The organism is Brenneria alni, assembly GCF_003666245.1.
Lineage (GTDB): Bacteria > Pseudomonadota > Gammaproteobacteria > Enterobacterales > Enterobacteriaceae > Brenneria > Brenneria alni.
This window is the reverse complement of sequence record NZ_MJLZ01000017.1, coordinates 20,412-46,815: the sequence shown is the minus strand read 5'-3', so window position 1 is coordinate 46,815 and position 26,404 is coordinate 20,412. Positions and strand designations below refer to the sequence as shown.

Annotated in this window: 19 protein-coding genes and 3 pseudogenes; 10 read left to right on the top strand and 12 right to left on the bottom strand. The window is 51.7% G+C overall.

The genetic code is table 11. From position 1 onward, the window contains the following. Window positions 1-69: 69 nt before the first annotated feature. The 3 genes from mazG to rlmD all read right to left on the bottom strand — a co-directional run bounded on the left by mazG (window position 70) and on the right by rlmD (window position 4,796). Window positions 70-891 (bottom strand): nucleoside triphosphate pyrophosphohydrolase, encoded by an 822-nt coding sequence (mazG, locus tag BIY29_RS09510; protein WP_121574891.1) that lies wholly within the window; start codon window positions 889-891, stop codon window positions 70-72. A gap of 330 nt (window positions 892-1,221) precedes the next feature. Further along, a complete protein-coding gene (gene relA / locus BIY29_RS09505; RefSeq protein ID WP_121574890.1) occupies window positions 1,222-3,453 on the bottom strand; it encodes a GTP diphosphokinase in 2,232 nt (743 codons plus the stop codon). Window positions 3,454-3,464: 11 nt separating this feature from the next. Next, window positions 3,465-4,796: a 23S rRNA (uracil(1939)-C(5))-methyltransferase RlmD gene (rlmD, locus tag BIY29_RS09500; protein ID WP_121574889.1), complete on the bottom strand. Its 1,332-nt coding sequence runs from the start codon at window positions 4,794-4,796 to the stop codon at window positions 3,465-3,467. A gap of 58 nt (window positions 4,797-4,854) precedes the next feature. Between rlmD and barA the strand changes: the two genes are divergently transcribed. The 6 genes and pseudogenes from barA (at window position 4,855) to BIY29_RS09470 (ending at window position 11,035) form a co-directional block, all read left to right on the top strand. Beyond that, window positions 4,855-7,626 (top strand): two-component sensor histidine kinase BarA, encoded by a 2,772-nt coding sequence (barA, locus tag BIY29_RS09495; protein ID WP_121574888.1) that lies wholly within the window; start codon window positions 4,855-4,857, stop codon window positions 7,624-7,626. Between the two features lie 390 nt (window positions 7,627-8,016). Further along, window positions 8,017-9,735 (top strand): S-type pyocin domain-containing protein, encoded by a 1,719-nt coding sequence (locus BIY29_RS09490; RefSeq protein WP_240630070.1) that lies wholly within the window; start codon window positions 8,017-8,019, stop codon window positions 9,733-9,735. Further along, window positions 9,732-10,058, top strand: a complete 327-nt coding sequence (locus BIY29_RS09485; protein ID WP_121574887.1) for a hypothetical protein — start codon at window positions 9,732-9,734, stop codon at window positions 10,056-10,058. The genes BIY29_RS09490 and BIY29_RS09485 overlap by 4 nt, the downstream gene beginning before the upstream one ends. 32 nt (window positions 10,059-10,090) lie before the next feature. Then, window positions 10,091-10,557 (top strand): annotated as a pseudogene (locus BIY29_RS20980) (DUF6392 family protein). Window positions 10,558-10,596: 39 nt separating this feature from the next. Continuing rightward, window positions 10,597-10,809 carry a CPCC family cysteine-rich protein gene (locus BIY29_RS09475; protein WP_420808414.1) on the top strand — a complete coding sequence of 71 codons (213 nt, stop codon included), beginning with the start codon at window positions 10,597-10,599 and terminating at the stop codon, window positions 10,807-10,809. 88 nt (window positions 10,810-10,897) lie between these two features. Then, window positions 10,898-11,035 (top strand): DUF4926 domain-containing protein, encoded by a 138-nt coding sequence (locus BIY29_RS09470; protein ID WP_240630067.1) that lies wholly within the window; start codon window positions 10,898-10,900, stop codon window positions 11,033-11,035. Window positions 11,036-11,108: 73 nt separating this feature from the next. Here the strand turns inward: BIY29_RS09470 and BIY29_RS09465 are convergent, their stop codons facing one another. After that, window positions 11,109-12,251: a glycerate kinase gene (locus BIY29_RS09465; RefSeq protein WP_121574886.1), complete on the bottom strand. Its 1,143-nt coding sequence runs from the start codon at window positions 12,249-12,251 to the stop codon at window positions 11,109-11,111. A gap of 136 nt (window positions 12,252-12,387) precedes the next feature. Then, window positions 12,388-12,804: pseudogene (locus BIY29_RS09460) on the bottom strand (NAD-binding protein); the annotation flags it as partial. Between the two features lie 242 nt (window positions 12,805-13,046). Between BIY29_RS09460 and BIY29_RS20845 the strand changes: the two are divergent. Both BIY29_RS20845 and BIY29_RS09450 read left to right on the top strand, forming a co-directional pair. Then, window positions 13,047-13,930 (top strand): annotated as a pseudogene (locus tag BIY29_RS20845) (methyl-accepting chemotaxis protein); the annotation flags it as partial. A gap of 139 nt (window positions 13,931-14,069) precedes the next feature. Further along, window positions 14,070-14,426 (top strand): FlxA-like family protein, encoded by a 357-nt coding sequence (locus BIY29_RS09450; RefSeq protein WP_121574885.1) that lies wholly within the window; start codon window positions 14,070-14,072, stop codon window positions 14,424-14,426. A gap of 32 nt (window positions 14,427-14,458) precedes the next feature. Here BIY29_RS09450 and BIY29_RS09445 read toward each other — a convergent pair whose 3' ends face one another. The 5 genes from BIY29_RS09445 to BIY29_RS09425 form a co-directional block, all read right to left on the bottom strand. Then, window positions 14,459-14,683 carry a DUF3820 family protein gene (locus BIY29_RS09445; RefSeq protein WP_121574884.1) on the bottom strand — a complete coding sequence of 75 codons (225 nt, stop codon included), beginning with the start codon at window positions 14,681-14,683 and terminating at the stop codon, window positions 14,459-14,461. Between the two features lie 4 nt (window positions 14,684-14,687). Beyond that, entirely contained in the window at window positions 14,688-16,742 is a 2,055-nt protein-coding gene (gene ligA, locus BIY29_RS09440) for an NAD-dependent DNA ligase LigA (RefSeq protein WP_121574883.1), read from the bottom strand. Window positions 16,743-16,773: 31 nt separating this feature from the next. Continuing rightward, window positions 16,774-18,207, bottom strand: coding sequence for a bifunctional D-glycero-beta-D-manno-heptose-7-phosphate kinase/D-glycero-beta-D-manno-heptose 1-phosphate adenylyltransferase HldE (gene hldE / locus BIY29_RS09435; RefSeq protein ID WP_121574882.1), 1,434 nt, complete (start codon window positions 18,205-18,207; stop codon window positions 16,774-16,776). Between the two features lie 115 nt (window positions 18,208-18,322). Beyond that, entirely contained in the window at window positions 18,323-21,175 is a 2,853-nt protein-coding gene (gene glnE / locus BIY29_RS09430; protein WP_121574881.1) for a bifunctional [glutamate--ammonia ligase]-adenylyl-L-tyrosine phosphorylase/[glutamate--ammonia-ligase] adenylyltransferase, read from the bottom strand. A 55-nt stretch (window positions 21,176-21,230) separates the two neighbouring features. Further along, on the bottom strand, window positions 21,231-22,565 hold the full coding sequence (locus BIY29_RS09425; RefSeq protein WP_121574919.1) for a CYTH domain-containing protein: 1,335 nt from the start codon (window positions 22,563-22,565) through the stop codon (window positions 21,231-21,233). Window positions 22,566-22,798: 233 nt separating this feature from the next. On the opposite strand from BIY29_RS09425, the gene BIY29_RS09420 reads away from it, so the two are divergent. Together BIY29_RS09420 and BIY29_RS09415 are read left to right on the top strand one after the other, a co-directional pair. Continuing rightward, window positions 22,799-23,419, top strand: a complete 621-nt coding sequence (locus BIY29_RS09420) for a TIGR04211 family SH3 domain-containing protein (protein WP_121574880.1) — start codon at window positions 22,799-22,801, stop codon at window positions 23,417-23,419. 82 nt (window positions 23,420-23,501) lie between these two features. Continuing rightward, window positions 23,502-24,731, top strand: a complete 1,230-nt coding sequence (locus BIY29_RS09415) for a multifunctional CCA addition/repair protein (RefSeq protein WP_121574879.1) — start codon at window positions 23,502-23,504, stop codon at window positions 24,729-24,731. Between the two features lie 218 nt (window positions 24,732-24,949). Here BIY29_RS09415 and bacA read toward each other — a convergent pair whose 3' ends face one another. Then, window positions 24,950-25,768, bottom strand: a complete 819-nt coding sequence (gene bacA, locus BIY29_RS09410) for an undecaprenyl-diphosphate phosphatase (RefSeq protein ID WP_121574878.1) — start codon at window positions 25,766-25,768, stop codon at window positions 24,950-24,952. A 171-nt stretch (window positions 25,769-25,939) separates the two neighbouring features. Further along, complete coding sequence (gene folB, locus BIY29_RS09405; RefSeq protein ID WP_121574877.1) at window positions 25,940-26,293, bottom strand: bifunctional dihydroneopterin aldolase/7,8-dihydroneopterin epimerase; 354 nt, start codon at window positions 26,291-26,293, stop codon at window positions 25,940-25,942. Between the last annotated feature and the right edge of the window lie 111 nt (window positions 26,294-26,404).

The following is a 26,404-nucleotide window of genomic DNA, read 5'->3' as shown; positions in this document are numbered from 1 at the left end:
AAAGACGATGGAAAGACCAAGACGGGAAAGTAGTATACCGGAACCTGATGAACGCCACAAATGTTCGTTTTACTCATCGCGCCGACTTGAAAAATGAAGGCTATTTTCCTGCTGCTTAACCTGCTGCCACGCCGCTTCCATTTCTTCCAGCGTTGCCTGCTCCAGCGTTTTACCAGACGCTGTAACAATCTGTTCTACCTGACGAAAACGGCGGCTGAACTTACGGTTGGCCTCTTGCAGCGCACGCTCGGCCTTGTACCCCAGATGACGAGAAAGATTAACCGTGGCAAACAATAAATCACCAATTTCTTCACCCAGTTTTGCTTCATCAATCACCGCCTGCCGGGCTTCATACATCACCTCGTCAATTTCTTCATAAACTTTGCCGACAACCGGCCCCAAACTGTCCCAGTCAAACCCCACGGACGCGCAGCGCTGCTGAATTTTTTGTGCTTTCATTAACGCGGGCAATGCTTCGGGAATATCATCCAACGGTGAATGGCGATCTTTTTCAGCTCTTTCCTGGGCTTTGGTTTGCTCCCAGTTTGCCAGCACCGCATCACTGTCTGAAAGCTGGGCATCCGCAAAGATGTGTGGATGGCGGCGCACCAGCTTGTCGCTGATGGCATTACAGACGTCGGAAAAATCAAACAGCCCCTGCTCCTGTGCCAATTGCGCATAGAACACCACCTGAAACAGCATGTCGCCCAGTTCACCGCGCAAATCATCAAAGTCTTTGCGGCTGATGGCATCCAGCACTTCGTAAGTTTCTTCCAGCGTATAAGGCGTAAGGGTGTCAAACGTTTGTTTGCGATCCCACGGGCAGCCGTTTTCTGGATCGCGCAGGGTTTTCATGATGGCGAGCAGGCGCTCAATGGCAGGTGAAGTCATAGTATTCCTGAAAATTAAACGATTATTGTTCTACAGCGAATTATGCAGATAAGGAGAAAGTTTCGTGCGCGATAAATTCCAAACATCTTTTCCGCATCTTCGACGCGCCCGACACGGGGCGTCCAATCGACGCCGCCCCGTGACCCCGGTCTTTTTCGCGAGAATTGCGCCGCTTCGCGGTGCCTTCGGAAAAACAATCTCCTGACGGACCGCCGCTGACGCGTTCCCTACGCGGCAGCGGCTTTCGTGGCTTCCATGCCACTCATCCTGGATGATTGTTTTTCCTCAGCGCAATTTTTTACGCGAAAGGAAATACCACATTATCACTAGTTATCCCCCCTGCTGACGGCGGGCGTCGATCACATCCGGCAATTGGTTGAGCTTGGCCAGCACACGCCCCAGCACCTGTAGATTGTAGATCTCCATTTCCATATCAATGGTGGCCAGTTGCTGTTTCGTGTCGCTACGACTGGAGACGCCCAGTACATTGACCTTTTCGTTCGCCAGAATGGTGGTGATATCCCGCAGTAATCCGCTACGATCATTAGCCGTCACCCTCACCACCAGCGAATATCCGCTGGAGTAGCTTTCCCCCCACACCGCATCGACAATACGCTCCGGCGCGTTGCTGCGCAGATCGTCCAGTTGCTCACAGTCGGCCCGATGGATGGAAATTCCCCGCCCACGGGTGATAAACCCGGTGATCTCATCACCCGGAATCGGCTGACAGCAGCGGGCGATATGGTGCATCAGGTTGCCGACCCCTTCAACAACCACACGTCCTTTATCTTTGTTATGCGCGGCTGGCTGCTGGGATTTTTGCGTCAGTTGGCGCAGCGCCTCACGATCCTGCTCTTCCGCGCTGGGCTGGTTAAGCTGCGATTGCAGAAAATTAACCATCTGATTGAGACGAATATCCCCACCGCCAATCGCCGCCAGCAGTTCATCCAGCGAATTCACGTTATAACGAGGCAACAGCAGTTTCTCTGCGGCCTTGAGGTTGATCCCCAGATGCTCTAACTCATCATCCAGGATCTGGCGACCGGCCAGAATGTTTTTGTCGCGATCCTGTTTACGGAACCAGTTGTGAATTTTTGAACGCCCACGGCTGGTGGTAATGTAACCCAGGTTAGGGTTTAGCCAGTCACGGCTTGGATTCGGCTGTTTCTGGGTGATCACCTCGATCTGATCGCCCATCTGCAACTGATAGGTGAACGGTACAATGCGCCCGCCAATTTTCGCGCCGATGCAACGATGACCGATATCGCTGTGAATGTGGTAGGCGAAATCCAGCGGCGTTGAACCTGCCGGCAAATCGACGACATCGCCTTTCGGCGTAAACACATAAACCCGATCGTCAAATACCTGGCTGCGGACTTCATCCAGCACTTCGTCTGAATCCGCCATCTCTTCCTGCCAGGCGATCAGCTTACGCAACCAGGCAATCCGGCCTTCGTAACCAGAACGCCCGCCGACAACCGTACCTTCTTTATATTTCCAGTGCGCCGCCACGCCCAGTTCGGCATCTTCATGCATCTGCCGGGTACGGATCTGAATTTCAAGTGTTTTGCCTCTCGGCCCCAGCACCACCGTATGAATAGACTGATAGCCGTTCGGTTTCGGGTTGGCGACATAGTCATCAAACTCATCCGGCAAATGACGGTAATGGGTATGCACAATACCCAGCGCGCCATAGCAATCCTGCAAGCGTTCCACCACAATACGTACCGCACGCACGTCAAACAGCTCGTCAAATGACAGCGATTTTTTCTGCATCTTGCGCCAGATGCTGTAGATATGCTTGGGCCGACCATAAATTTCCGCCCGTACCCCCTCTTCTTTCATGGCGTCGCGCAATGTTTTAACAAAGTCGTCAATATACTGTTCGCGATCGATACGGCGCTCATGCAGCAGTGTCGCAATGCGTTTGTACTCATCAGGATGAAGGTAACGGAAGCAGAAGTCCTCCAGTTCCCATTTAAGTTGCCCGATGCCCAGCCGGTTGGCTAACGGCGCATAAATATTGGTACACTCTTTCGCCGCCAGCACCCGTTCTTCTTCCGGGGCATCTTTTACTTCACGCAGGTGAGCAATCCGCTCCGCCAACTTGATGACCACACAGCGGAAATCCTCCACCATGGCCAGCAACATGCGGCGGATATTGTCTACCTGCTCAGAGGCCCCGGAGTCATTTTGCGTGGCTTTTAGCTGGCGAATGGCATCCATATCGCGCACGCCATGCACCAGATCAACAATGCTTTTGCCGAACTTTTCTTGCAGGGTGGCTTCATCCACCACATTGGCATTGGCTAATGGAAACAGCAGCGCAGCACACATACTGTCATTATCCATACTCAATGTGGACAGGATTTCCACCATTTCGATGCCGCGCCACAGCAGCAGCATCGCATCAGGATGATCTTGGGTTTGCTGTTCACAGTAGCGCCAGGTTTCGGCTAATCGTTCACATGACTGCTGACTGGTTATTCCAAGCGAAGCAATCCACGCGTCAGGCACAAACTCACCAGCCGTATTCAAATGCGCACTTCTTACCGCAACCATAATTTCTCCCTTTACACCGCCCCACCGGAACCGCGCAAAAACAACGCCATCGACTCCAGGTGGCCGGTATGTGGAAACATATCCAGCATAGTAACATTCGCCAGCCGATAACCCGCAGCGAGCAATATTTTGCTGTCACGCGCCAGCGTGGCGGGGTTACAGGAAACATAAACCACACGCTGAGGGGCCAACCTGACAATTTGCGTCATCACCCCTGCGGCGCCAGCTCGTGCCGGATCAAGTAATATCTTATCAAAACCTTGAGCAGCCCACGGCTGTTGAGTGACATCATCTTCAAGATTTTGGTGAAAAAATGTGACATTGGAAAGCAAATTGCGCCGGGCATTCTCGCGCCCTTTTTCCACTAACGCCACCACACCTTCAACGCCAACGACACTTGCGGCCCGCTGGGCCAGCGGCAGCGTAAAATTACCCATTCCGCAGAACAGATCCAATATCCGATCCTGCGGCTGGACATCCAGCCAGGCCAGCGCCTGACTGACCATCTGCTGATTAACCGCATCGTTAACCTGAATAAAATCCCGTGGGCTGAATGCCAGTGTCAACCCCGCGATGTGGTATAGCGGGTCTTCTCCGTGCAGACACGTCAGGGAGTCTGAATCGGGAGCCAGATAAACCGACACGGCATGTTGCTGCGCAAAATCCCGTAACGCCTGACAATCTGGCTGATTCAGCGGCTCCAGATGGCGCAGCACCAGTAACGGGCCGTTATCAGCCTGCACCAGTTCCACATGCCCCAACCGTTTTACCGCCTGCAGGCGGCTCAGGCAATCACGTAACGGCACCAGCAATTTTTCCAGCTCTGGCCGTAATATCGGGCAGACCCGGATATTGACCAGATCATGCGAACCCGCCTGACGATACCCCATCAGCAGGCGTTGTTGTTTCGCCTGATAGTATAACGCAAGCCTGGCCCGCCGCCGGTAGGCGTAAGACGGCCCGGCAATCGGCGCCGCAGGCGGTGAGGCCATTCCCGTTTCCCGTTCCATCAAACGCGCCAGCATTGATGCTTTGCCAGCGTGCTGCAACGCAATATCGACATGCTGCTGCTGGCATCCGCCACAGTCGTTGAAATGCGGACACCGGGGTTCAACACGCTGCGTGCTGCGCGTTAGTAAACGTTTAAGTTTGGCATGAGCAAACTGTCGCTTTTCTTCCGTGAACTGTATTTCAGCCTGTTCACCCGGCAGCACGCCAGCGACAAAAATCGTCTTGCCCTGATGACGCGCAACTCCCTGCCCAAAAGGGTCAAGGCTGTCTACCGTCACAGTTATTATTTGCCGGGTCGTCACGCGCCGGTTTGGAGAGTAGAATTGCGCCATAATTTATGATCGTTTTATCAATACAATAATGTTTTGAATTCTCGCACATTGGAACTCTATGACCAAATACAGCCTACGCGCACGCATGTTAATACTGGTTTTGGCGCCGACGTTAATGATCGGGCTGTTTCTCAGTACTTTTTTTGTGATACACCGTTATAACCAATTACAGGCACAATTGGTTGATACGGGAACCAGTATCATTGAACCACTGGCTGTCGCCAGTGCTTATGCCATTGCAAAACAGCAGCAGGACACGATTCAGCCGCTAATCAATACGCTTCACCGCCGGCACTCCAACATCATCAGGGCCATTAGCGTTTTTGATGATAAAAATCAGCTAATTGTGACGACCAATGATCGCCATAACGAATTATTGCAACACCTGACAACAGACATGCCCGCTTACAATGGGTTGCATCTGCACCATACCGGGAACTCGCTGATCTTGCATATGCCCATTATGGTCGGCGGCGAGTTTACCCATGACATAAAGTCGCCGCTGCCCGATGTCATGGCGCCTATCGGCTACCTTGCCGTCGAACTGGATACCAACGCCATCAAACTCCAGCAATATCAGGAAGTCTTTATCGCTGGCATCCTGTTGCTGCTGTGTATAGGCGTCTCGGTTATGTTTGCCTATCGCCTGATGCGGGACGTCACCACGCCAATCCGCAACATGGTCGAAACGGTCGACCGCATCCGTCGCGGGCAATTGGACAGCCGTGTTGAAGGCCATATGCTGGGTGAGTTGAACATGCTGAAGAATGGCATTAATTCGATGGCTATGTCGTTAACCGCCTACCACGAAGAGATGCAGCAGAATATTGATCAGGCAACCTATGACCTACGGGAAACGCTGGAACAAATGGAGATCCAGAACGTTGAGTTGGATCTTGCCAAAAAGCGGGCGCAGGAAGCCGCTCGAATTAAGTCTGAGTTTCTGGCGAATATGTCGCATGAGTTAAGAACACCACTGAATGGCGTCATTGGTTTTACCCGCCAGACGCTGAAAACACCGCTGAATCCGACCCAGACCGATTATCTGCTGACCATCGAACGCTCCGCCAATAACCTGCTGAGTATCATTAATGATGTGCTGGATTTCTCCAAACTGGAGGCAGGCAAGCTGGTACTGGAAAACATTCCTTTCTCTTTACATAACACGATGGATGAAGTGGTGATACTGCTGGCCCATACCGCACATGAAAAAGGGCTGGAACTCACACTCGACATTCAGAATGACGTCCCGGAGCAATTTATCGGCGACCCGCTGCGTATTCAGCAAATCATCACCAATCTGTTGGGTAATGCCATTAAGTTTACCGAGCAAGGCAACATTGATATACGGGTGGAAAAACGCCGACAGGAACACAACCACGTCCAGTTGGAAATTCAAATTCGCGATACCGGCATCGGCATTGCTGAACGTCAGCAGTCACAGCTTTTTCAGGCATTCCGCCAGGCGGATACCCGTATTTCACGGCGTCATGGCGGAACGGGGTTGGGACTGGTTATCACTCAGCAGTTGGTCAAAGAGATGGGCGGCGATATCAACTTTCACAGCCAGCTAAATAAGGGTTCTACCTTCTGGCTTCATATCAACCTGCTGTTAAACCCCCATGCCACGCCTGCGAATAATATGTACAGAATGCTGGACGGCAAACACCTGGCGTATATCGAATCCAACCCGGCGGCGGCGCAGGCCACACTGAATATTCTAAGCCAGACGCCATTAACGGTAAGCTACAGCCCTACGCTTGAGCAACTCCCCGCAACGCCTTTTGATATTCTGCTGGTGGGTATTCCCGTGCATTACCGCAACACGCTGCTTGACTACTCCCCCAAGTTGCGCGACGTCTGTCGGCGAGCGCCCTGCGTGATTCTGGCGCTCCCCAGTTTTGCCCAAATGGACGCAGAGCAGTTAAAAATATTTGGCGTTCACGCCTGCCTGAGCAAACCGATCGCCGCCCCCCGGCTGTTGCCGCTGCTGCAAGACAGTTCACTGTTCCAGTTGTCGTTTCTGTCGGAAAACATTCCGGCTCCACTATCGTCGCCCCCTTCAACGCGCCTGCCGCTATGCGTGATGGCAGTGGATGATAACCCGGCCAATCTGAAACTGATCGGCACTCTGCTGGAAGAGCAGGTAGAGAAAACCATTCTGTGTGAAAACGGCACCGCAGCCATTTCTCAGGCCAGAGAGCATGATATTGATATCATTCTCATGGATATTCAGATGCCTGGGATGGACGGCATCCGTACCAGCGAATTAATCCGCCAGCTCCCCAATCATGCAGAAACGCCGATTGTTGCCGTTACCGCCCACACCCTAAGCGATGAACGTGAGCATCTGTTACAGGCTGGCATGGATGACTATCTGGCAAAACCGATTGACGAGCAGAGGCTGAAAAAAGTGCTGTCCCGGTATTCTTCCCCGGAAGAGGTCACGCCCCCGCCGAATGAACACAGCAATGGGCGACTGTCTCTGGACTGGGCGCTGGCACAGCGGCAGGCGTCCAATAAACCGGATCTGGCGCGAAAACTGTTGCAAATGCTGCTGGATTTTCTGCCAGAAGTACGCCAACAGGTTGAAAAAATAATGAATGGGCAGCCCAACGACCAAATAACCGACCTGATCCACAAGCTACATGGCAGTTGCAGTTACAGCGGTGTACCACGATTGAACCAAATCTGCTGTTACCTGGAACAACAGCTTCGCAAGGGGATTGATGCCCGCGAACTGGAGCCGGAATGGCTGGAACTGCTGGATGAAATCGATAATGTCAGCAAAGCGGCACGGATACATCTAAAAGACACGTCCTCACAATAAGCGTCCGGGCAGGCGCACGCGGGCAGCGCCTTCCTCGCTCATGGCATTATCAATATCCGGGCTTGACGGCCCTTTTTTGCGTTTCAGCTTTTTATAAAAAGTTATTCAGAAATTAACTCACTTCTTTTGTTTGGTAGGTTCGATATAGAACATCAAGCCTTTCCCACAAGACAAAAGACAGGCTCTCTTTTGGTGTGACAGAAAATAAAGAACAAGGAATTGAGCAAGAGCGTAATGGCAGAGAAATCATAATATATGAGTATAGGTAAAAATATCAGGAAGAAGTTCTGTATATAATAAATATTGCGCTTTGGCATTGCGACAGGCGTAAAGACCGCACAAAATAGATTCAGCCGAAACGGATATATCTATAGTCAAAGGAGAATGACGATGCCGGGTGCCGCCCGTCTGAATGATATCGCAAGTGGTCATGACTGCTTCCCTGAAACCCCGATCGTGGAAGGCAGCCCTGACGTTATCATCAACGGTCAGCTAGCCGCGCGTCAGGGTGATACGGTTCTGCTTCATGGTTGTCCCTGTCCTAATGCCTCGCACGGTGTGCATTCTCGAAAAATAGCCGAAGGTTCATCGACGGTTTCCATTAATGGTAAACCCGCTGCCCGTATTGGTGATGGCATCAATTGCGGTGGTGTTATTATCTCCGGCAGCGGCAACGTCATTATTGGTGACACGCCTTATAAATCTCCGGTTCAGGAATGTGCTAAACAGGCGGCGTCGAACCGTTCCCCTTTGCTGGCGTTGACACCGATGCTGGCAATGGAGCCTGTGTTTGCCAAATCCTGTTTACGTAGCGCGGGCTGTACGGATGCGGGGACGGAAGAAGAGCCGCAGACCAATATTGGTGAAATGAGCGTGTATGTCGCAGAACCTGTTCGTCATGCTGCTCCTTCATTAGAAAAAGCGGGTGAAGTGAAGCAGTATGCGCAGGCGGCAAAAAAGAAAAACACATCTTCTACGGTTTCCCCTCAATCGTTTACCGGAAAAAACGAGCCACCACCCAAGTCGTCAGCCAATACGGTTAACAAACCAGCCCTGCCACCGCTGGAGCCGTGGTATCGGACGTTATTCGACCTGTTCGTTGGTAAAGCGGATGCGGCGATGTTGCCGCCACCTCAACCGCTAGTCATGGCAGGTACGGCAGCACAAGCAGGAGCGACAGCCGCCGCAGGTGGTGCGGTAGCGCAAGCCAATCAGGATGCGGCAAAGGTGCTAACGCATCAGATGAAACGATTATCTGGCCCGTCTGTCTGGCAAGGTCAGTTACAGATGGCGCAAAGTTTTTTGCTGATGGGGGCGTTGATTCAGCAGCATCTGAAAGGTGAAAAAGCTGACCTGCTGACGCCTGAGAAATTATTAGCGGTGGCGAAAAAACAGGGAACAGTGCCGAGTCGTGTTCGTTATCAGTGGGTAGAGGATGAGGATACCGGCAGGCTGAAGGCAGTCGGTTATCACACCAGTACGGAAAGCGGGCGTGATCGGGTGCGTGTCAGGCTGTTGAAGCATGATTTTCCCAACAACCGCTACGAGTTCTGGGAAGAGGGCGCAACAGGACCAACCATTTTATGGACACCGGATAATCCAGGTGTGGAATTGCCTACTGATACGGCACACGGTGAACAGCCTGTTATCCCGTCAGCGATACCGGGATTTGAAATTCCAGAGATGGATGATGTCAGCATTCTTGTAACACCGATGCCGGACGAGAAGGATTTTCGTGATTACATTCTGGTGTTCCCGGAGAATGTGTTTCCGCCGATTTATGTTTATTTATCAGAAAATAAGATATCTTATGCTCATGGATACAAACATTATCCGCCTAAGGGACTATCTTGGGGGGAAGTGGTTAAAACCACAAAAAGTGGGCCTGCTAAATTTAAACCCAATGTAGATATTACCTCTATAGACTATAAGGTTTGGGAAAATGGTATATCGACTTCAAATGAAAAAAACTGGAAGATTATGCAATTTGACGAAGTAAAAGGGGCGTATAAAGGAAAAGAAACTACATGGGTTGTGACAAAGGAGTCACAAGGAACGATTCATTCTCACCCTATTGGTGAACAAGAAGCAAGAAGGTTAATGAAATGAAAAGAGAGATAGTTATTTTGGGTGATGTATACATGGTTAATAATCTGGATAGTGTTTTTGATGAATTATCCGGTATTGATTTCAATAAAACAGTTTCAGAAGAAATTAATAAATTAGATGAGGATTTATTGATGTTATCATGCTCGAATGGAAACATTCTAGACATAGGCTGGTATCCTGCATTTGAGGAAAGCGGGAGTTTTAAAATCGGAGTCATAAAAAATGGAAATTGGGATAGTCCGCTATATGAGGAGAGTGTGCATTGGGACAAAAAATTTTTAAGAGGTAAAATAAAGGAGTTAATTGGTAAATTAGATGCGTGAAATATTTTTTATCATGAACAAAGATTTTACGAATGACTATGAATGTTGAAGCACTATTGAATTGTATAGGTAAAACCTACCAAGAGATCTTTGATGCAGGTTTGATTCCTTATAAAACAAAGCCGACAGGCTTTGCTGGCGATCCTGATATCAGTTTACATATGGTTAAGGAAGGCGTTTATCTTTCGTTTAGCCGAAGTGATAGAGCCTTTAATGAAATAACATTAACGTTTGTAGATGATGATAAAAAAATTGGATATTTCCCAATGAATTGAATTTTCCGTTGAAAACGCATATGTCTCGTGAGTATATTCATGAGTTTTTTGGACTCCCAGTGAAAAGTAGTCCTCCTGAGAAAATATTGAAACATCAGTTTGGTTGGATTGAACTTTATTCTGTAGAAGGAAAATACCTCCCTACTAGTATGCAAGTTAATTATGCGCTTGATGAGGTGGTTAAGACCATAACCTTCCTACTTACATCTACAGTTAGGTGGTGATTTTTATTAGTTTCGCGTTATTTGGATGGAAATAAAAATATGGATGGCATGGTCGATGAGTTTGAATGTGATTATCCATGCCCGTGCTGTGATAAGCATGAATTTGAAGTGTTAGGTGAATATGATATTTGCTCTAATTGTGGATGGGAGGATGATCCTTTTCAGTCTAAGAATCCTGATAGAAGTGGAGCAAACAAGATGAGTTTAAATGAGGCTAGAGCAGCTTTTAAAAATGGTCAGAAAGTTAAATAATGTAATAGTATGGATAAATGGCGAGTTATTCTTTATTTGATGTTATTTCTTTAAAAAATGATCTTCCAGAGGAAGGGTTAAAAAAGGAGTGTTAGGGACTATTGTTCACATTTATAACGAATTATCCCCTGCATATGAGATAGAGTTTTGTGATGACAATGGTGTGACACTGGCTTGTATCACATTAACACCAGATTTTTTCAATGTGGTTGATTTTAAAAAATAGTCTTCCGATTTACTCATTAAAAATAAAAAAGCTCATAACGACGATCTTTAATAAACAAAAAGTCAATATCCAGCTATGATAAATCTTTTGACATCTTGATCGTTGCTGCAATATTACGCGCCGTCATACGCACATTTTCCGCCGCGTTATTCAACGCCTCGTCCAATGAACAGATGTTGTAAAGTACGCTGAACACCGCATCCAGACCATGCTCATGCACAACCCCGACATCAGCGGTCAGGCTGCCGGCAATACCGATCACCGGTTTATGATAGCGTTTTGCCACTCTGGCGACGCCAATCGGCACTTTGCCATGAATCGTCTGGCTATCAATGCGGCCTTCACCGGTAATGACTAGCGAAGCATCCCGCACCAATTCATCCAACCCCAGCGCTTCGGTGACAATCTCAATCCCCTGGCGCAACTCGGCGCCGCAGAAAGCCTGTAGTGCAGCGCCCATTCCGCCAGCCGCGCCTGCGCCGGGCACCTGCTCGACCTCTATATCCAAATCATGACGAATGACAGCGGCGTAATGCTTCAGCGCATTATCCAACTGTTCGATCATTCCGGCGGTGGCCCCTTTCTGCGGGCCAAAAATAGCGGACGCCCCCTGTTTTCCCGTCAGCGGATTGGTTACATCACAAGCCACTTCAAAGCGGCAGCTTTTAATACGCGGGTCCAGTTCGCTGATATCAATGCTCACCAGCTTGTCCAACTCTCCACCGCCGAAGCCAATCTGCCCGCCTGACTTATCAAGCAGTTTTGCCCCCAGAGCCTGAACCATTCCCGCGCCGCCGTCATTGGTCGCACTGCCGCCAATACCGATGATGCAATGTTTTACACCATGATCCAGCGCACAGCGAATCAACTCACCCGTCCCATAGCTGGTTGTCAACAGCGGGTTACGCTGCTGTGGCGGAACCAGCGCCAATCCACTGGCGGCGGCCATCTCAATGAAAGCCGTTTTTTCATCACCAGACAGACCAAAAAATGCCTCAACATTATCGCCTAACGGACCGGTAACCTTAACATTGACAATCTCTCCGTCAGTTGCCGCCACCATGGCCTCAACGGTGCCCTCCCCGCCATCTGCAACCGGCAATTTGACATAGCAGGCATCGGGAAAGATTTCACGAAACCCTGCTTCAATTTGCGTGGCAACGTCTTGTGCAGATAGGCTTTCTTTATAAGAATCCGGTGCGATAACTATTTTCATAAACGATCCGATTTCATAAACGATCCGATTTCAGCAATAATCCGCACGGCTGAATCGGCGTTTATCAGAATGATTACCCCGACAACCCGATCGGCATACCACCACGTATGCCGATCCGACAACCCTCACACAAACCCTACCGTGTGACTTCAATCTTAGCCAATTTCTCGTAATAGCAGGCCAATGCACTGTGATCGGCAGATCCCAGATCGTCCGCTTTCAGCGCCTGCATCATCTCCATCACTGCGGCGGTCAGCGGCAACTGTGCGCCCACGCCGTGTGACGTATCCAGCGCATTCGCCAAATCTTTAATATGCAAATCAATGCGAAAACCCGGTTTGAAGTTACGATCCAGCACCATCGGCGCTTTGGCATCCAGTACGGTGCTTCCCGCCAGACCACCACGAATCGCCTGATAAACCAAATCCGGGTTAACACCAGCTTTCGTCGCCAATACCAAAGCTTCCGACATCGCCGCAATGTTCAGCGCCACAATCACCTGGTTCGCCAGTTTGGTGACGTTACCGGCGCCGATATCACCGGTATATGAGATTCGCCGACTTGCTCCTCATTCTCCTGACGGGCTTTATGCCCGACACATCATTCAGGTTTAGCAAGTCCCGGTCTTACCTGTCTTCGTCATCACTATGGCTGCCCTCGCAACCTTTCCGCATTCACCCTTTTGTTTATAGGTTAATGGTTTCCAGCGCCCTGCCTTAATATGGCCTGACGCTGACGTAATCCACAACAGATATTCACAGCCATATCACCTATGCCAACTCCGCATTCATCAAAGTCAGTGAACAGGCCCAGCATATTGTTTCTGGCCGTAAAGGGAAGTATATACACCTGAACCGGGTTGATGAAATAGGCCTGCTGCTACAGGCAATCAACCAGTTCGGACTCAACCTGCACTCTCTGGTCGATGATGTCGGCACACAGGTACAGGGAATGACGGATGTCAGCCACAAGCTGGCCGAAAATAACCTTGCCTTGAATACCCGTACCGAGGAAACCTCCGCCAATCTGCAACAGACGGTCGCAGCCATTGAGCAAATTACCGCTGCGGTTCAGCAAAGTTCTGAAACCGCCGCCCAGGCGGCGACACAGATGGCAGAAACCGCCAGCCATACTGCCGTAAAAGCGGGAGAAATGATGCAATAAACCATTGGGATGATGGATTCGATTTCCAATGCCAGCAATAAAATCGTCGATATTATCAGTGTTATCGACAGTATCGCCTTTCAAACGAATATCCTCGCCTTGAATGCCGCCGTTGAAGCAGCCCGCGCCGGGGTTCAAGGCAAGGGATTTGCCGTTGTGGCAGCCGAGGGCGCAACCTGGCGCAACATTCCGCCTCTGCCGCGAAAGAGATTAAAGCACTGATTGATGCCAACGTCGCAAGCGTCAAATCAGGTAGTCATATGGTGGAAAATGCCGGAAAACATATCAGCGATATTGTGCATGAAGTCCAGCAAGTTTCTACAATGATCAAAGAGATCAGCAACGCTACCCACGAACAGACTTCCGCGTTGGGATTAATTAACACCTCAATCGCTCAGATTGAAGAAATGACGCAACGAAATACGGATATGGTTGCACAGTCAACAGAGGCCGCCGAAGGGCTAAATCATCAGGCGATGCGCTTAAACAGCGCGATTAATGTCTATGGTAATTAACAGGATAAAAAATATTTATTACATCTTATATAACCGATTTAACAAAATAGTTGTTTTTTAATATCAAATTCTTTCAAAGAGAAAGAATAATTGGACGATAATAAATGAGTACACGTGTGCACTTTTATCAGGAGGAAAAATGTCAGGTATAAGCGCAATTTCGTCGTTGAGTAATTCATTAACGAACAGCGAAAACTACACGCAAAAAATCAATAAATTAACCCAACAGCTTGAAAAACTGACAGAAAAATTAGCAGATGTATCAACCTCTTCCGGCAGTGCAGAAGAGATTGAAACAGAGAGTCAAATGCTACAAGCGCAAATTGAAGCCATTCAGGCGCAAATTGCTCAACTGCAATCTGCACAACAAGCTCAACAAAACATACAAGCACAACAAACCGTTGATGAAACAGACACCACAAGCACCAGTAATGGCATTAAAGCCGACGGTGTTAATCGCCCAACGGAAGAAAACCAGATTAACGTTTATATATAACTGTGAGCGATAAACCAGGCATGACGTAAAAATCATGCCTTATTATTGCGCTTCAATGGTTTAACCAGCCCTTGCAGACCTTCTATCTTGATCGCCAGCGTCATTTGCATCAATTCGCCCAGGCGCCCTTTGGGGAATTCGCCTTTACGGGCAAACCACAGCAGATACTCCTCCGGCAGATCGATCAGGGCACGCCCCTGATATTTACCAAACGGCATCGGCATATTGGCAATCTCAATCAGATCCTCTTTTTCCACCGGTTTACTCCCCCAGCAAACGAATCATTTCGGCTTCATCGATAACCGGAATACCCAATTCCTGCGCTTTGGCCAGCTTAGATCCTGCCGCTTCGCCGGCAATCACCATATCGGTTTTTTTCGATACGCTGCCGCTGACCTTTGCACCCAGCGCCGTCAGCCGATCTTTAGCTTCATCACGGGATAGAATACTCAACGACCCGGTCAGCACCAGCGTCTTACCGGCAAACGGACTGTCGATCTCTTCAGCTTTAACCACCAGCGGTTCAGGCCAGTGAATATTGATGCCGTCAGGATCGGTCAGCTCGCGGATCACCGTTTGGTTGTGCTCTTCCTCAAGAAAATGGCGCACATGGGCGGCGACCACTTTTCCCACGTCAGGCACGTCCAGCAGCGATTCTTCATCGGCGGCAAACAACGCCTCAAGTGAACCAAAATACGCCGCAAGGTTGGCGGCAGTTGATTCCCCGACATCGCGGATACCCAGGGCATAGAGGAACCGCGCCAGCGTGGTGCTTTTCGCTTTTTCCAGCGCACTGGCCAGATTCTGCGCCGACTTCGGCCCCATGCGATCAAGGCCGGTTAACATACCGGCACTCAGCCGGAAAAGGTCGGCTGGCGTTTTGACATACTCTTTTTCCACCAGTTGGTCGATGATTTTGTCACCCATGCCCTCCACATCCAGCGCCCGGCGGGAAACAAAGTGCTTCAGGGCTTCTTTACGCTGCGCCCCGCAAATCAGTCCCGCAGTGCAACGGGTCACGGCCTCGCCCTCGACGCGCTCCACATCAGATCCGCATACCGGACAGACGGCTGGGAACACGATCGGCCGGCTGTTTTTCGGTCGCTCTGATTTCATAATGCCGACAATCTGCGGAATGACATCACCAGCACGGCGTACAATCACCCGGTCGCCAATCTGTAAGCCAAGACGTTCGATTTCATCGGCGTTATGCAACGTCGCGTTACTGACCACCACCCCGGCCACCGCCACCGGCTCCAGACGCGCAACCGGCGTAATCGCCCCGGTACGCCCGACCTGAAATTCCACATCACGTACCCAGGTCAATTGCTCCTGCGCTGGGAATTTAAACGCCACCGCCCAGCGCGGCGCCCGGGCGACAAACCCAAGACGCGCCTGCAAGGCCAGATCGTCCACCTTAATGACCACGCCATCGATATCAAAACCCAGCGAGCTACGTTCCTGTTCGACATGACGATAAAAATCGAGAACTTCATCACTCCCGGTACAGAGCTTGATACGGTCGCTGACCGGTAATCCCCACTGCCTGAATTGCATCAGGCGTTGCCAATGGCTGCCTGGCAATTCTCCGCCTTCCAGCAAGCCGACGCCATAGCACAAAAAGGTCAAAGGGCGTTTGGCCGTAATGCGGGGATCAAGCTGACGCAGCGAACCTGCCGCCGCATTGCGCGGGTTAGCAAAAACTTTACCGCCGGTACGCCGCGCTTCTTCGTTCAGTTTTTCAAAACCGCGGTGCTTAATAAACACTTCACCGCGTACTTCCAGGCGGCGCGGAATGTTCTCCCCCTCAAGACGCAGCGGGATCGCGCCGATGGTGCGGATGTTGCTGGTGATGTTTTCACCGGTGGCGCCATCGCCGCGCGTTGCTGCGCGTACCAGTACCCCCTCTTCGTACAGCAGGCTGACGGCCAAACCATCCAGCTTCAACTCACAGCAGAAAGTCAGGTCTTGCGTATTTTTCAGCCGATCGCCAATGCGTTTATTGAACGCCAGATAGCTGTCTTCATCAAATACGTTATCCAACGACAGCATCGGCACTTCATGACGCACCTGCTCGAACGCCGCCAGCGGCGCAGCCCCGACGCGCTGCGTCGGCGAATCCGCCGTTACCAGTTGGGGATAGGCCTCTTCCAGACTTTTCAGTTCACTCATCAGCCGATCGTATTCGGCATCCGGAATTTCCGGCGCATCTTCCACGTGATACTGGTATTCATGATGGCGCAATAAGGTGCGCAGTTCTGCTATCCGTGAGGTTGCCTCACGCATTTCGGCCGGCTCTTGATTCAATGGATTCATACCTGTTCTGTTTCAGGCGCGTAAGTGTCAGTTATTCAGACTTACCCGCTTTAATGGCATTAATAATGTTGGTAGTGGAGCAGCCGTCTTCAAAATTCAGCACCTTAACTTCACCGCCGTTGGCCCATACCTCTTCGCTGCCAGCGATTTCATGCGGCTGATAATCGCCGCCTTTTACCAGAATATCCGGTAACACCTCGGCAATCAGGCGCTGCGGGGTATCTTCCTCAAACGGCACCACCCAGTCGACGGCTTCCAGCGCACCCAGCACAATCATACGTTGCGCTAATGGATTAACTGGCCGGCTCGGCCCTTTCAACCGGCTGGTTGAAGCATCCGTGTTGACTGCCACAATCAGGCGATCACCAAGTTTACGGGCATTCGAGAGATAGGAAACATGTCCCGCATGGAGGATATCGAAACAACCGTTAGTCATAACGATCTTTTCACCACGCTGACGCGCCAGCGCAACCGCTTCTTTCAACTGCGCTTCGCTCATTACCCCAAACCCGGTTTCCGACCGGCCACGGATGGCGTTTTCCAGCTCGATTGGCGTCACCGTTGAGGTGCCCAGTTTGCCCACCACCACACCCGCGGCGGCATTGGCGAGGAAACAGGCTTCTTCCAGCGGATTACCGGCGGCCAGCGCGGCGGCCAGCACGCCGATAACCGTATCGCCAGCGCCGGTTACGTCATACACTTCCTGCGCCAGCGTCGGTAAATGCAAGGGCGCTTTACCCGGTTGCAGCAGCGTCATGCCCTGCTCGGAACGGGTGATCAACAGTGCGGATAAGCCATAATCGGCCACCAGTTGCATACCGCGGGATACCAGCTCATCTTCATTTTTGCAGCGCCCTGCCACCGCCTCAAACTCGGACAGATTAGGCGTCAATAGCGTCGCGCCACGGTAGCGGGAAAAATCCGTCCCTTTGGGATCGACCAGCACTGGCACGCCCGCTGCTTTCACCACCTGAATCATGGTTTGTACGTGCGTAAGCGCCCCTTTCGCGTAATCAGACAGCACCAGTGCGCCAATAGTCGGCAACGCCTGCCGGATACGCTCAATCATCGGCTGCGGATCGACACCGTCAAAACCTTCTTCAAAATCCAGCCGGATCAACTGCTGGTTACGGGATAATACACGCAGCTTGGTAATCGTCGGATGGGTTGGCACGGAGACGAAATCACACTTCACATTGACTTCGTTAAGTTTGGTATTCAAGGCGCGAGCGGCGTCATCAATCCCCGTCAAACCGACCAGACGTGAACCGGCCCCCAGAGAGGCGATATTCATCGCTACGTTCGCCGCACCGCCGGGGCGTTCCTCAATAGTGTCCACCTTCACCACCGGCACCGGAGCCTCTGGTGAAATCCGGCTGGTTGGCCCATACCAGTAGCGATCCAACATGACGTCCCCAACCACTAACACACCCGCACGGCGGAAATCAGGCAGCGTAACTTTCATTCCAGACCTCTCTCATTCCATACCCCACTCATCCCATACTCCAAACTCATTCGCATAATGCGCGTCATAATATCATAGGCCTGATTGTTGCTATTAAACGGTTTGAAGGTCGCTCTCAACCCAGCCATTTGTTCCAGCTTTGCAAAACCTGTTGGCGCTCGGCCATAAACTTATCCTGACTCACCCGACCGGATATCTCCTGCAAAGCCAGATGGTGCAGTTCATTGCGCAGCGTAACGTAAGCCAGCCGCAGGGCATTCGCCTCGCTCTCTTCCATCACGCCGTACTGCGCCATCATCTCAAGTATACGCACATTATCCGACCAGCGAGTCAAACGCGGCTGCTGTGAAGCATAGCGCAACACCAGATACTGAACGATAAACTCAATATCGGTGATCCCCCCCGCGTCCGTTTTCAGGTCGAACAGGGTTTTATCTTTGTTCGCCAGATGCTGGCGCATTTTCTCGCGCATTTCACGGACTTCGGTGCGCAACCTGTGTGTATCGCGCTCGCGGCAAAGGATACTGCGGCGAATGGTTTCAAACTGCTGTTGTACGCCGCTCTCGCCGTAAACCATACGCGCCCGCACCAGTGCCTGATGCTCCCAGGTCCAGGCTTCGTTATGCTGATAATCATCAAAGGCCTCCACGGTGCTGACCAGCATACCTGCCGCCCCAGATGGCCGTAACCGCGCATCCACCTCATACAAAATGCCCGATGAGGTGCGCGTACTGAACAAATGCATCACCCGCTGGGCCAGCTTCAGGTAAAACTGGCGGCCATCAATACTGCGCTCCCCGTCAGTCATCACATCGGGCGGGCAATCCAGCAGAAAAACCAGATCCAGATCGGAGCCGTAGCCCAATTCCCAGCCCCCCAGCTTGCCGTAGGCGATAACCGCAAAGCCACGCCCCTCGCGCTGTTGCAAATGCGCAGGCTGACCGTAACGGGCAACCATCAGCCCCCAGGCCTGCTGCACCACCGCCGCAATGATCGCTTCGGCCAGATAAGTTAAGTGATCGCTCACTTTCATCACCGGCAATACACCGGCAATGTCCCCGGCGGCAATACGCAACAGTTGCGCCTGTTTGAACTGGCGTACCGCTTCCAGTTGTTGTTCTTCATCTTCTTCCGGCACCCGCATCAGGTACTGACGCAATTCATCGGCATAGGCTTCCGGCGCGATCGGCTGATACAGCGTGGCGGAATCAAGCAGTTCATCCAGCAGTAACGGATAACGCGCCAGTTGGCTGGCCACCATTGGTGACGCCGCACACAGCCGAAGCAACTGCGCCAGCGCCGCTCTGGACTCCAGCAGCAATTCAAGGTAGGTGGTGCGGGTGACAATGCCCAGCAGCAGTGGCGTCAGGCGCGATAAAAGGGTATCCGCATCCTGTCGGGCGCAGACTTCCGCCAGCAGGTTAGGCATCAGTTGATCGAGTACATCACGCCCCCGTGGGCCGATAGTACGCTTTGATACATCATGATGAAAATCAATGATCTCGCGCAGCAGTTTCTCCCGCACGCTTTCCGTCAAGTGCGGCGTCAGCAAAGCCAGATCGGCCTCATCCAGCCTATCCTGCCACAAACTACAGTAGCTGCTGTGTTCGGCAATATCGTTATTATCCGGCGCATCATCGCCAATCAAATCATCAAACACGCGGCGTACCGACAGCGTGTGCTGTAATAGCGCCTGCTGTAGCCCTGTCCAGTCGTTAAGTCCCATGCCCCAGGCCAGCCGCAATTGGTTCAGTTCATCATCTGGCAGTGTTTGCGTTTGCTCATCGGCAATCGCCTGTAATAGATTTTCCAGACGGCGCAGAAAACGGTATGCCTCGCTGAGTTCGATAACCTGAGGTTGCGGCAATAATCCCAGCACCCCGATATGATGCAGCGTAGGCAGCAGCGCCCTTTGCTGTAACCCTGGCTCACGTCCGCCACGAATAAGCTGGAAGACCTGAGTGATAAACTCAATTTCACGAATACCGCCCGCGCCCAGCTTGATATTGTTATGCAAATCGCGTCGGCGAACTTCACAGGCAATCATGACTTTCATGTTGCGCAGAGACTGAATCACGCTGAAATCAATATAACGGCGGAAAACAAAGGGCCGCAGGGTACTGCGCAGTTCCTGACTGTAGGCATCATCCGTCCTGCCTAACAGCCGGGCTTTTACCATCGCATAACGTTCCCAGTCCCTTCCCTGCTCCTGATAATAATCCTCCATAGCGGCGAAACTCAGCACCAGCGGGCCGCTGTCGCCAAACGGGCGCAAGCGCATGTCGACACGATACACAAAGCCGTCCACCGTGGGCTGATCCAGCACTTTTATCAGCCGCTGGCCCAAACGGGTAAAAAACTGCGCATTATCCAGTTCACGCCGCCCGCCCTGGGTCTGGCCGTTTTCCGGATAGACGAAGATCAGGTCGATATCGGAAGAAAAGTTCAGCTCGCCGCCGCCCAGCTTGCCCATTCCCAGGATGAGCAGCGGTTGAGGAATACCCTGCGCATTGACGGGCGTGCCCCACTCGCGGCAGCAGGCCTGATACAACCAGTCCCGCGCCGAGATAATAAGCGTTTCCGCCAGTTCACTGAGCTGCCGCAACGTTTGTTCCGTGGTGCTGGTCCGCAACGCCTGCGACCAGGCGATCCTCACCAGCATACGACGGCGAAACTGACGCAGCACTTTCATCAGCGCCGTTTCGTCATCGACCTCAGTCAGTGCCTGGCTTAACCCGTCAGGGTAATGTTGCCACTCTTCCGGCTGCGGCGGTTGCCGGTGAAGTTCCTGCCACCAGTCGGGATAACGCGTCAGTGCGTCACTGACAAAATCGCTCAACGCCAATACGGCAAGATCGCTATCCGCCACCGGCGAGTGGCCGCAGTCGGTTTCCTGCATTCGTAATAAAACCCGTTGAGACTGTTCTGCCAATAAAAGGGGTAAAGACGGCAAAGGACATATCGACATGGTGGCTCCTTTGATATGCCACCCGCCATCAAAGGCGGGTGAACGCAGTTAACGGTTAATTCCCGGCACTGTGTAACCAGAATGGTGGTTGAGCCAACGCGTTTTTACGACAGGTTTCCAAATACGGCGACGGCGTATGATCGGCTGAAAATTGCTCAATGGCCTGAATCAACATGCGCCAGTGACTAAGGTACGCTTCCACCTGTTCAACCGGATAGGCGCCGGACAACAGTCGGAAGGCACAAATATTGCGCTGTAAACGAGGCAGTTGCTGTGAATATTGCACTTCACTCAACGGGCTGCTGAACGTGCTTTTCAGATCGGCGGAACTGCGGCCCAGCATGATATCGGCAAAACGTTTGTAAGAGCCCTGCAACTTGATGCGATCTTTATTATCCATGTAGTTACGCCAGCCAGCTTCTATCAACCAGGAAGTAAGCACCAGCTTACTTTGCAGATACTCCACGCTGTAGCAGAGTGTTGCCGCCTCTCCCGGCCCTTCAACTTTAGCTTCCAGATTGGTAAGCGCCCCACGAAAAAGGGTGGTTATCTTCCGCGGAACCACGCCACCGACCAAAACCAGCATTTCACGGATCAGCGCGCCAGCCTGTGGCAGCGCTTTACGGGCCTCGGTGTTGCCGCGCACCCACAGCTCTTCATGATATTGCCAATGGTTGAGCGCGTACTCCAGCGCCGCGCCAATCGCCTGGTCGATACTGGTTTTAGGCTCCAGCGTCAGAATGCCGACGGGACGGCACTCGCGGGGGGGATTACCTTTCGCCAGATGATACCCGCGTGCGGCTTTGCTGAGACTGCCCTGACGCAGACCGCCAAATTCAGCAATCTCCTTCGCCAGTTCCAGCAGATCCGATGTCTGCCCCAGCTTAAGCTCCATCTCCAGTTCGCACAGCGGTTCATTGAGATCGCCAGCGCGAATTTCACCACTATCCAGGGCAACCTCAATCACGCTTTGATGATAAGTAACCACCCACTTTTCACGGGTAAAATCAGTGCTGAACAGCGGTTTGAGCGACGCCTGGAGCGCCGCCAGATCGCAGTTTTCAGGCCAGATATCCGCCGGGAAAAGACCAAGATCCAGCTCCGCTTTTTCCAGCGCCACATTATATTCCGGATGCTGATGCAGCCCGCCAACCACTTTACCGGCGGTTTTCACCGTCATTTCATAGCGCTCGTTCTCACCGCGGATCCGCAGGCCGATACCCTGTCGACGCAGGAAGTTATCTGCCGTCTCATAGTAGATATTCGTCAGCCGCTGGGGGCGCAGATGTTCAGAATGGCTGTACTCGCTCCGCCAGTCAGATAGCTGTTTTCGTAGTGAATCAACGCTTTCCGGATGAACAATAAATTTCAGTTCAATTTCTTCTCTCATAACATTTACTACACCGAGGTCAATGTGAATCGCGCCAGTAGATAACATTTTACTTCACCTTGCCACCTTTGCAGCACTCTCTGTTTTTTCACCGCCGATGCTCACGCCGTTGTCAAAGCGGGAGGGCCAGCAGTAAGGCAAAGAGTAAGATAGTTCTCATTTCGGTTTAATCGTTGCCTCGTCAGACTTAAGCCTCTACTATCACCCTATAACCCACGCAACACGATGATCTTATGCAGAAATTAAGCCTGATTTGCATTACCTTGATGACCTTCATTTTGAGTTTGACTGCTCACGCCGAAGAGAAACGCTATATTTCCGATGAGTTACTGACCTACATCCACAGTGGGCCAGGTAATCAATACCGTATCGTTGGCACGCTGAACGCCGGTGACGAGGTCACGCTACTCAGCATTAATCAGGGTGCGGGCTATGCGCAAATCCGCGACGACAAAAACCGCACCAGTTGGATCCCGCTTGATCAGCTCCGCGAGACGCCAAGCCTGCGTACCCGTGTTCCCGAATTAGAAAATCAGGTGAACGATCTAACGGAAAAACTGAAAAACATCGATCAAACATGGAATCAGCGCACGGCGGAAATGCAGCAGAAAGTGGCCGCCAGCGACGATATCATCAATGGATTACGCAACGAAAATGAGGAATTGAAGAACCAACTCATCGTTGCACAAAAGAAAGTCAGCGCCGCCAATGTCCAGCTTGACGACAAACAGCGCACCATCATTCTGCAATGGTTTATGTACGGCGGCGGGGTGGCAGGCGTCGGACTATTGCTGGGCCTGTTGCTGCCGCATCTTATTCCGCGCCGGAAGAAAAATGACCGCTGGATGGGTTAACGCCATCTATTACCGGTGACGGCAATGATGCGCAAAAATGGTAGTATGTTGTGAATATCAGCATACATTCTGGAGTCCGACTTTGAATATTTATCTTGTCGGCGGTGCCGTTCGTGACAGCCTGCTTAATCTACCCGTTACCGAAAGAGACTGGGTGGTGGTTGGCGCGACGCCGGAACAAATGCTGGCTCAGGGCTATCAGCAGGTAGGAAGGGATTTTCCCGTATTTCTGCACCCGGTCAGCCATGAGGAATATGCGCTGGCCCGCACCGAACGCAAATCAGGTAACGGTTATACCGGTTTTGTCTGCCATGCCGACCGCGACGTGACGCTGGAACAGGATTTACTGCGCCGCGATCTGACCATCAATGCCATCGCCCGCACAGAACAGGGCGATTGGGTCGATCCCTATCATGGCCGTCAAGATCTGGAAAATCGTCTTCTGCGCCATGTTTCCGATGCTTTCAGTGAAGATCCGCTACGCGTGTTACGCGTGGCGCGTTTCGCCGCCCGTTTCGCCTATCTTGGTTTTCAGATTGCCGATGAAACCCTGGCGCTGATGCAAAAAATGACGCGTGATGGCGAGCTGGCCTATCTGACGCCGGAACGTGTCTGGAAAGAAACCGAGAAAGCGCTCGCCGCCAGCGCCCCTCAGGTTTATTTCCAGGTACTCAGAGACTGCGGGGCGCTCGCGGTGTTATTTCCTGAAATCGATAAACTTTACGGCGTCCCCGCACCGGCAAAATGGCATCCCGAAATTGATACCGGTATTCATACGCTGATGACGCTGGCCGTTGCCGCCCGTCTCAGCCCGGATATTGACGTGCGTTTCGCCACCTTGTGTCACGATCTTGGCAAGGGCCTGACGCCGCCCGAGCTTTGGCCGCGACATCACGGTCATGGACCGGCAGGGGTAAAACTGGTGGAAGCGCTGTGCCAGCGTTTACGTGTTCCCAACCACATCAGGGATCTGGCGAAACTGGTGGCGGAATATCACGATCTGATACATACAGTGCAGATATTACAGCCCAAAACGTTGCTGAAACTGTTTGATGCGCTTGATGTATGGCGTAAACCGCAGCGGCTGGAACAGTTGGCCATCACCAGCGAGGCGGATGCCCGTGGACGCACCGGCTTTGAGGAAGCCGCTTACCCGCAAGGCGATTATCTGCGCGAAGCCTTTCGCGTCGCCAGCAGCGTCACCAGTGCAGAGGTCGTCGCCGAGGGGTATCAGGGTGTTGATATCCGCAACGAACTTAATCGCCGCCGTGGCAAGGCACTGGAGCGGTGGAAAACACAACAGGCGGGATAAGGGGTATTAACGAAAAAGGTCACGCATTTACGTGACCTTTCAAACCATTGACAAAGTTTCTTATTAGGGAGAGCGTACTGAGGGGTCGTAGCGGCGTAAGCCGCCGGAGTGCCCCTCGGTACGGTAGGCCCGTGTATCTCAGGCTTACAAGCGACTTTGTCAGTAACCTCAAAGGTCACGCATTTACGTGACCTTTCTTTATTATGTCATCTGGAAATTTACAGGAACACCATATAAACCACCGCTGCTACGATAAAACGGTAAATGGCGAAAGGAACGAAAGAAATACGTTTGATTATCTGCAAGAAGGTTTTAATCGCGATCAGCGCCACCGCGAAAGCCGTCACAAAACCAACAGCAAACATCGGCAGGTCGGCCAGTGACAGAAAATGCCAGCTTTTATAGAGATCCAGCACCGTGGCCCCCATCATCATGGGAACCGCCAGAATAAAAGAGAACTCCGACGCCGCATAACGGCTGACCCCCATCAACATTCCGCCGGAAATCGTCGCCCCTGAACGGGAAAACCCCGGCCATAGCGCCAGACATTGAAAACAACCGATCATAAAAGCCTGACGATGGCTGATATCATCTAACCCGACGGCCCGCGGTTGCTTTGGCTTTAACCGTTCTGCCGCCAGCAGCAGGAAGCCGCCGACCACTAGCGCGTACATCACATTTTTAGGTTCAAACAGCGATTTGATGACATCGTGAAAAATCAGCCCCAGCACCACGGCCGGGATCATCGCCAACAGGATATGGCTCAGTTTTAAGCGCCCGGCACTATTACCCTCATGCACAACCTGACCAAAATGAATTCCGACAAGACCAAACAGACGACGCCAGAACATAACAACGACCGCCAGAATAGAACCTAGCTGGATAATCACCTCAAATGTCTTTGCCTTGTCATCGGTAAACCCTAACCAGTGGCCGACAATGATCATATGGCCCGTAGAGGAAACGGGTAAAAACTCAGTAAGCCCTTCAACCACCCCAAGAATAAATGCAACTAACAATGAATGCAGTTCAGTCATCTAAAATTCCTTGCCCCTTGTTATTAAAAATAAAACTTTAGACCATAAAAAAACGCCTGGAGCGTTTTTTAACGTCGCAACGCGACGGCCCGCAGGGTGGCGGGCATGGATAGCCCGCCATATAAAAACGCCTGGAGCGTTTTTTAACGTCGCAACGCGACTAAATCAGATTTATCGCGTACCTCGCTCAATCACCACGCCAACCTGACGCGCCTGCGCCACAGCCCCCGGCTTACTGACTCTTATCCGTAACCAGGGGATCGCAAAACGCTGCATAAGCATCTGCGCCACCTCTTCCGCGACACGCTCAACCAGTGCAAAGCGCTGGCCTGTCACCAGGGTAATCACCGCATTACTGACATCGGCATAGCTTAAACAGTCGTTAACATCATCACTGGCCGCCGCCTGACGATTATCCCAGCCCATTTCGATATCGAGCACCAGCTTCTGCCCAATGGTTTGTTCCCAGTCGTAAACACCAATGGTGGTAATTACGGTAAGTTCTTCAATAAATACGATATCCATCACGCCGTTCTCTGTTTTTGTCGTTGTCGGATACCACTTCCGACGGAATATGCGTATTATCCACAGATGCGAAGAGTAAAACGACCCTTATTAAACCACCTTCTATTAAAC

Bases quoted from the DNA above. Each gene is read 5' to 3' on its own strand.
- mazG (WP_121574891.1), bottom strand. From the start codon at position 891: ATGACTTCACCTGCCATTGAGCGCCTGCTCGCCATCATGAAAACCCTG.
- relA (WP_121574890.1), bottom strand. From the start codon at position 3,453: ATGGTTGCGGTAAGAAGTGCGCATTTGAATACGGCTGGTGAGTTTGTG.
- rlmD (WP_121574889.1), bottom strand. From the start codon at position 4,796: ATGGCGCAATTCTACTCTCCAAACCGGCGCGTGACGACCCGGCAAATA.
- barA (WP_121574888.1), top strand. From the start codon at position 4,855: ATGACCAAATACAGCCTACGCGCACGCATGTTAATACTGGTTTTGGCG.
- BIY29_RS09490 (WP_240630070.1), top strand. From the start codon at position 8,017: ATGCCGGGTGCCGCCCGTCTGAATGATATCGCAAGTGGTCATGACTGC.
- BIY29_RS09485 (WP_121574887.1), top strand. From the start codon at position 9,732: ATGAAAAGAGAGATAGTTATTTTGGGTGATGTATACATGGTTAATAAT.
- BIY29_RS09475 (WP_420808414.1), top strand. From the start codon at position 10,597: ATGGATGGCATGGTCGATGAGTTTGAATGTGATTATCCATGCCCGTGC.
- BIY29_RS09465 (WP_121574886.1), bottom strand. From the start codon at position 12,251: ATGAAAATAGTTATCGCACCGGATTCTTATAAAGAAAGCCTATCTGCA.
- BIY29_RS09450 (WP_121574885.1), top strand. From the start codon at position 14,070: ATGTCAGGTATAAGCGCAATTTCGTCGTTGAGTAATTCATTAACGAAC.
- ligA (WP_121574883.1), bottom strand. From the start codon at position 16,742: ATGAATCCATTGAATCAAGAGCCGGCCGAAATGCGTGAGGCAACCTCA.
- hldE (WP_121574882.1), bottom strand. From the start codon at position 18,207: ATGAAAGTTACGCTGCCTGATTTCCGCCGTGCGGGTGTGTTAGTGGTT.
- glnE (WP_121574881.1), bottom strand. From the start codon at position 21,175: ATGTCGATATGTCCTTTGCCGTCTTTACCCCTTTTATTGGCAGAACAG.
- BIY29_RS09425 (WP_121574919.1), bottom strand. From the start codon at position 22,565: ATGAGAGAAGAAATTGAACTGAAATTTATTGTTCATCCGGAAAGCGTT.
- BIY29_RS09420 (WP_121574880.1), top strand. From the start codon at position 22,799: ATGCAGAAATTAAGCCTGATTTGCATTACCTTGATGACCTTCATTTTG.
- bacA (WP_121574878.1), bottom strand. From the start codon at position 25,768: ATGACTGAACTGCATTCATTGTTAGTTGCATTTATTCTTGGGGTGGTT.
- folB (WP_121574877.1), bottom strand. From the start codon at position 26,293: ATGGATATCGTATTTATTGAAGAACTTACCGTAATTACCACCATTGGT.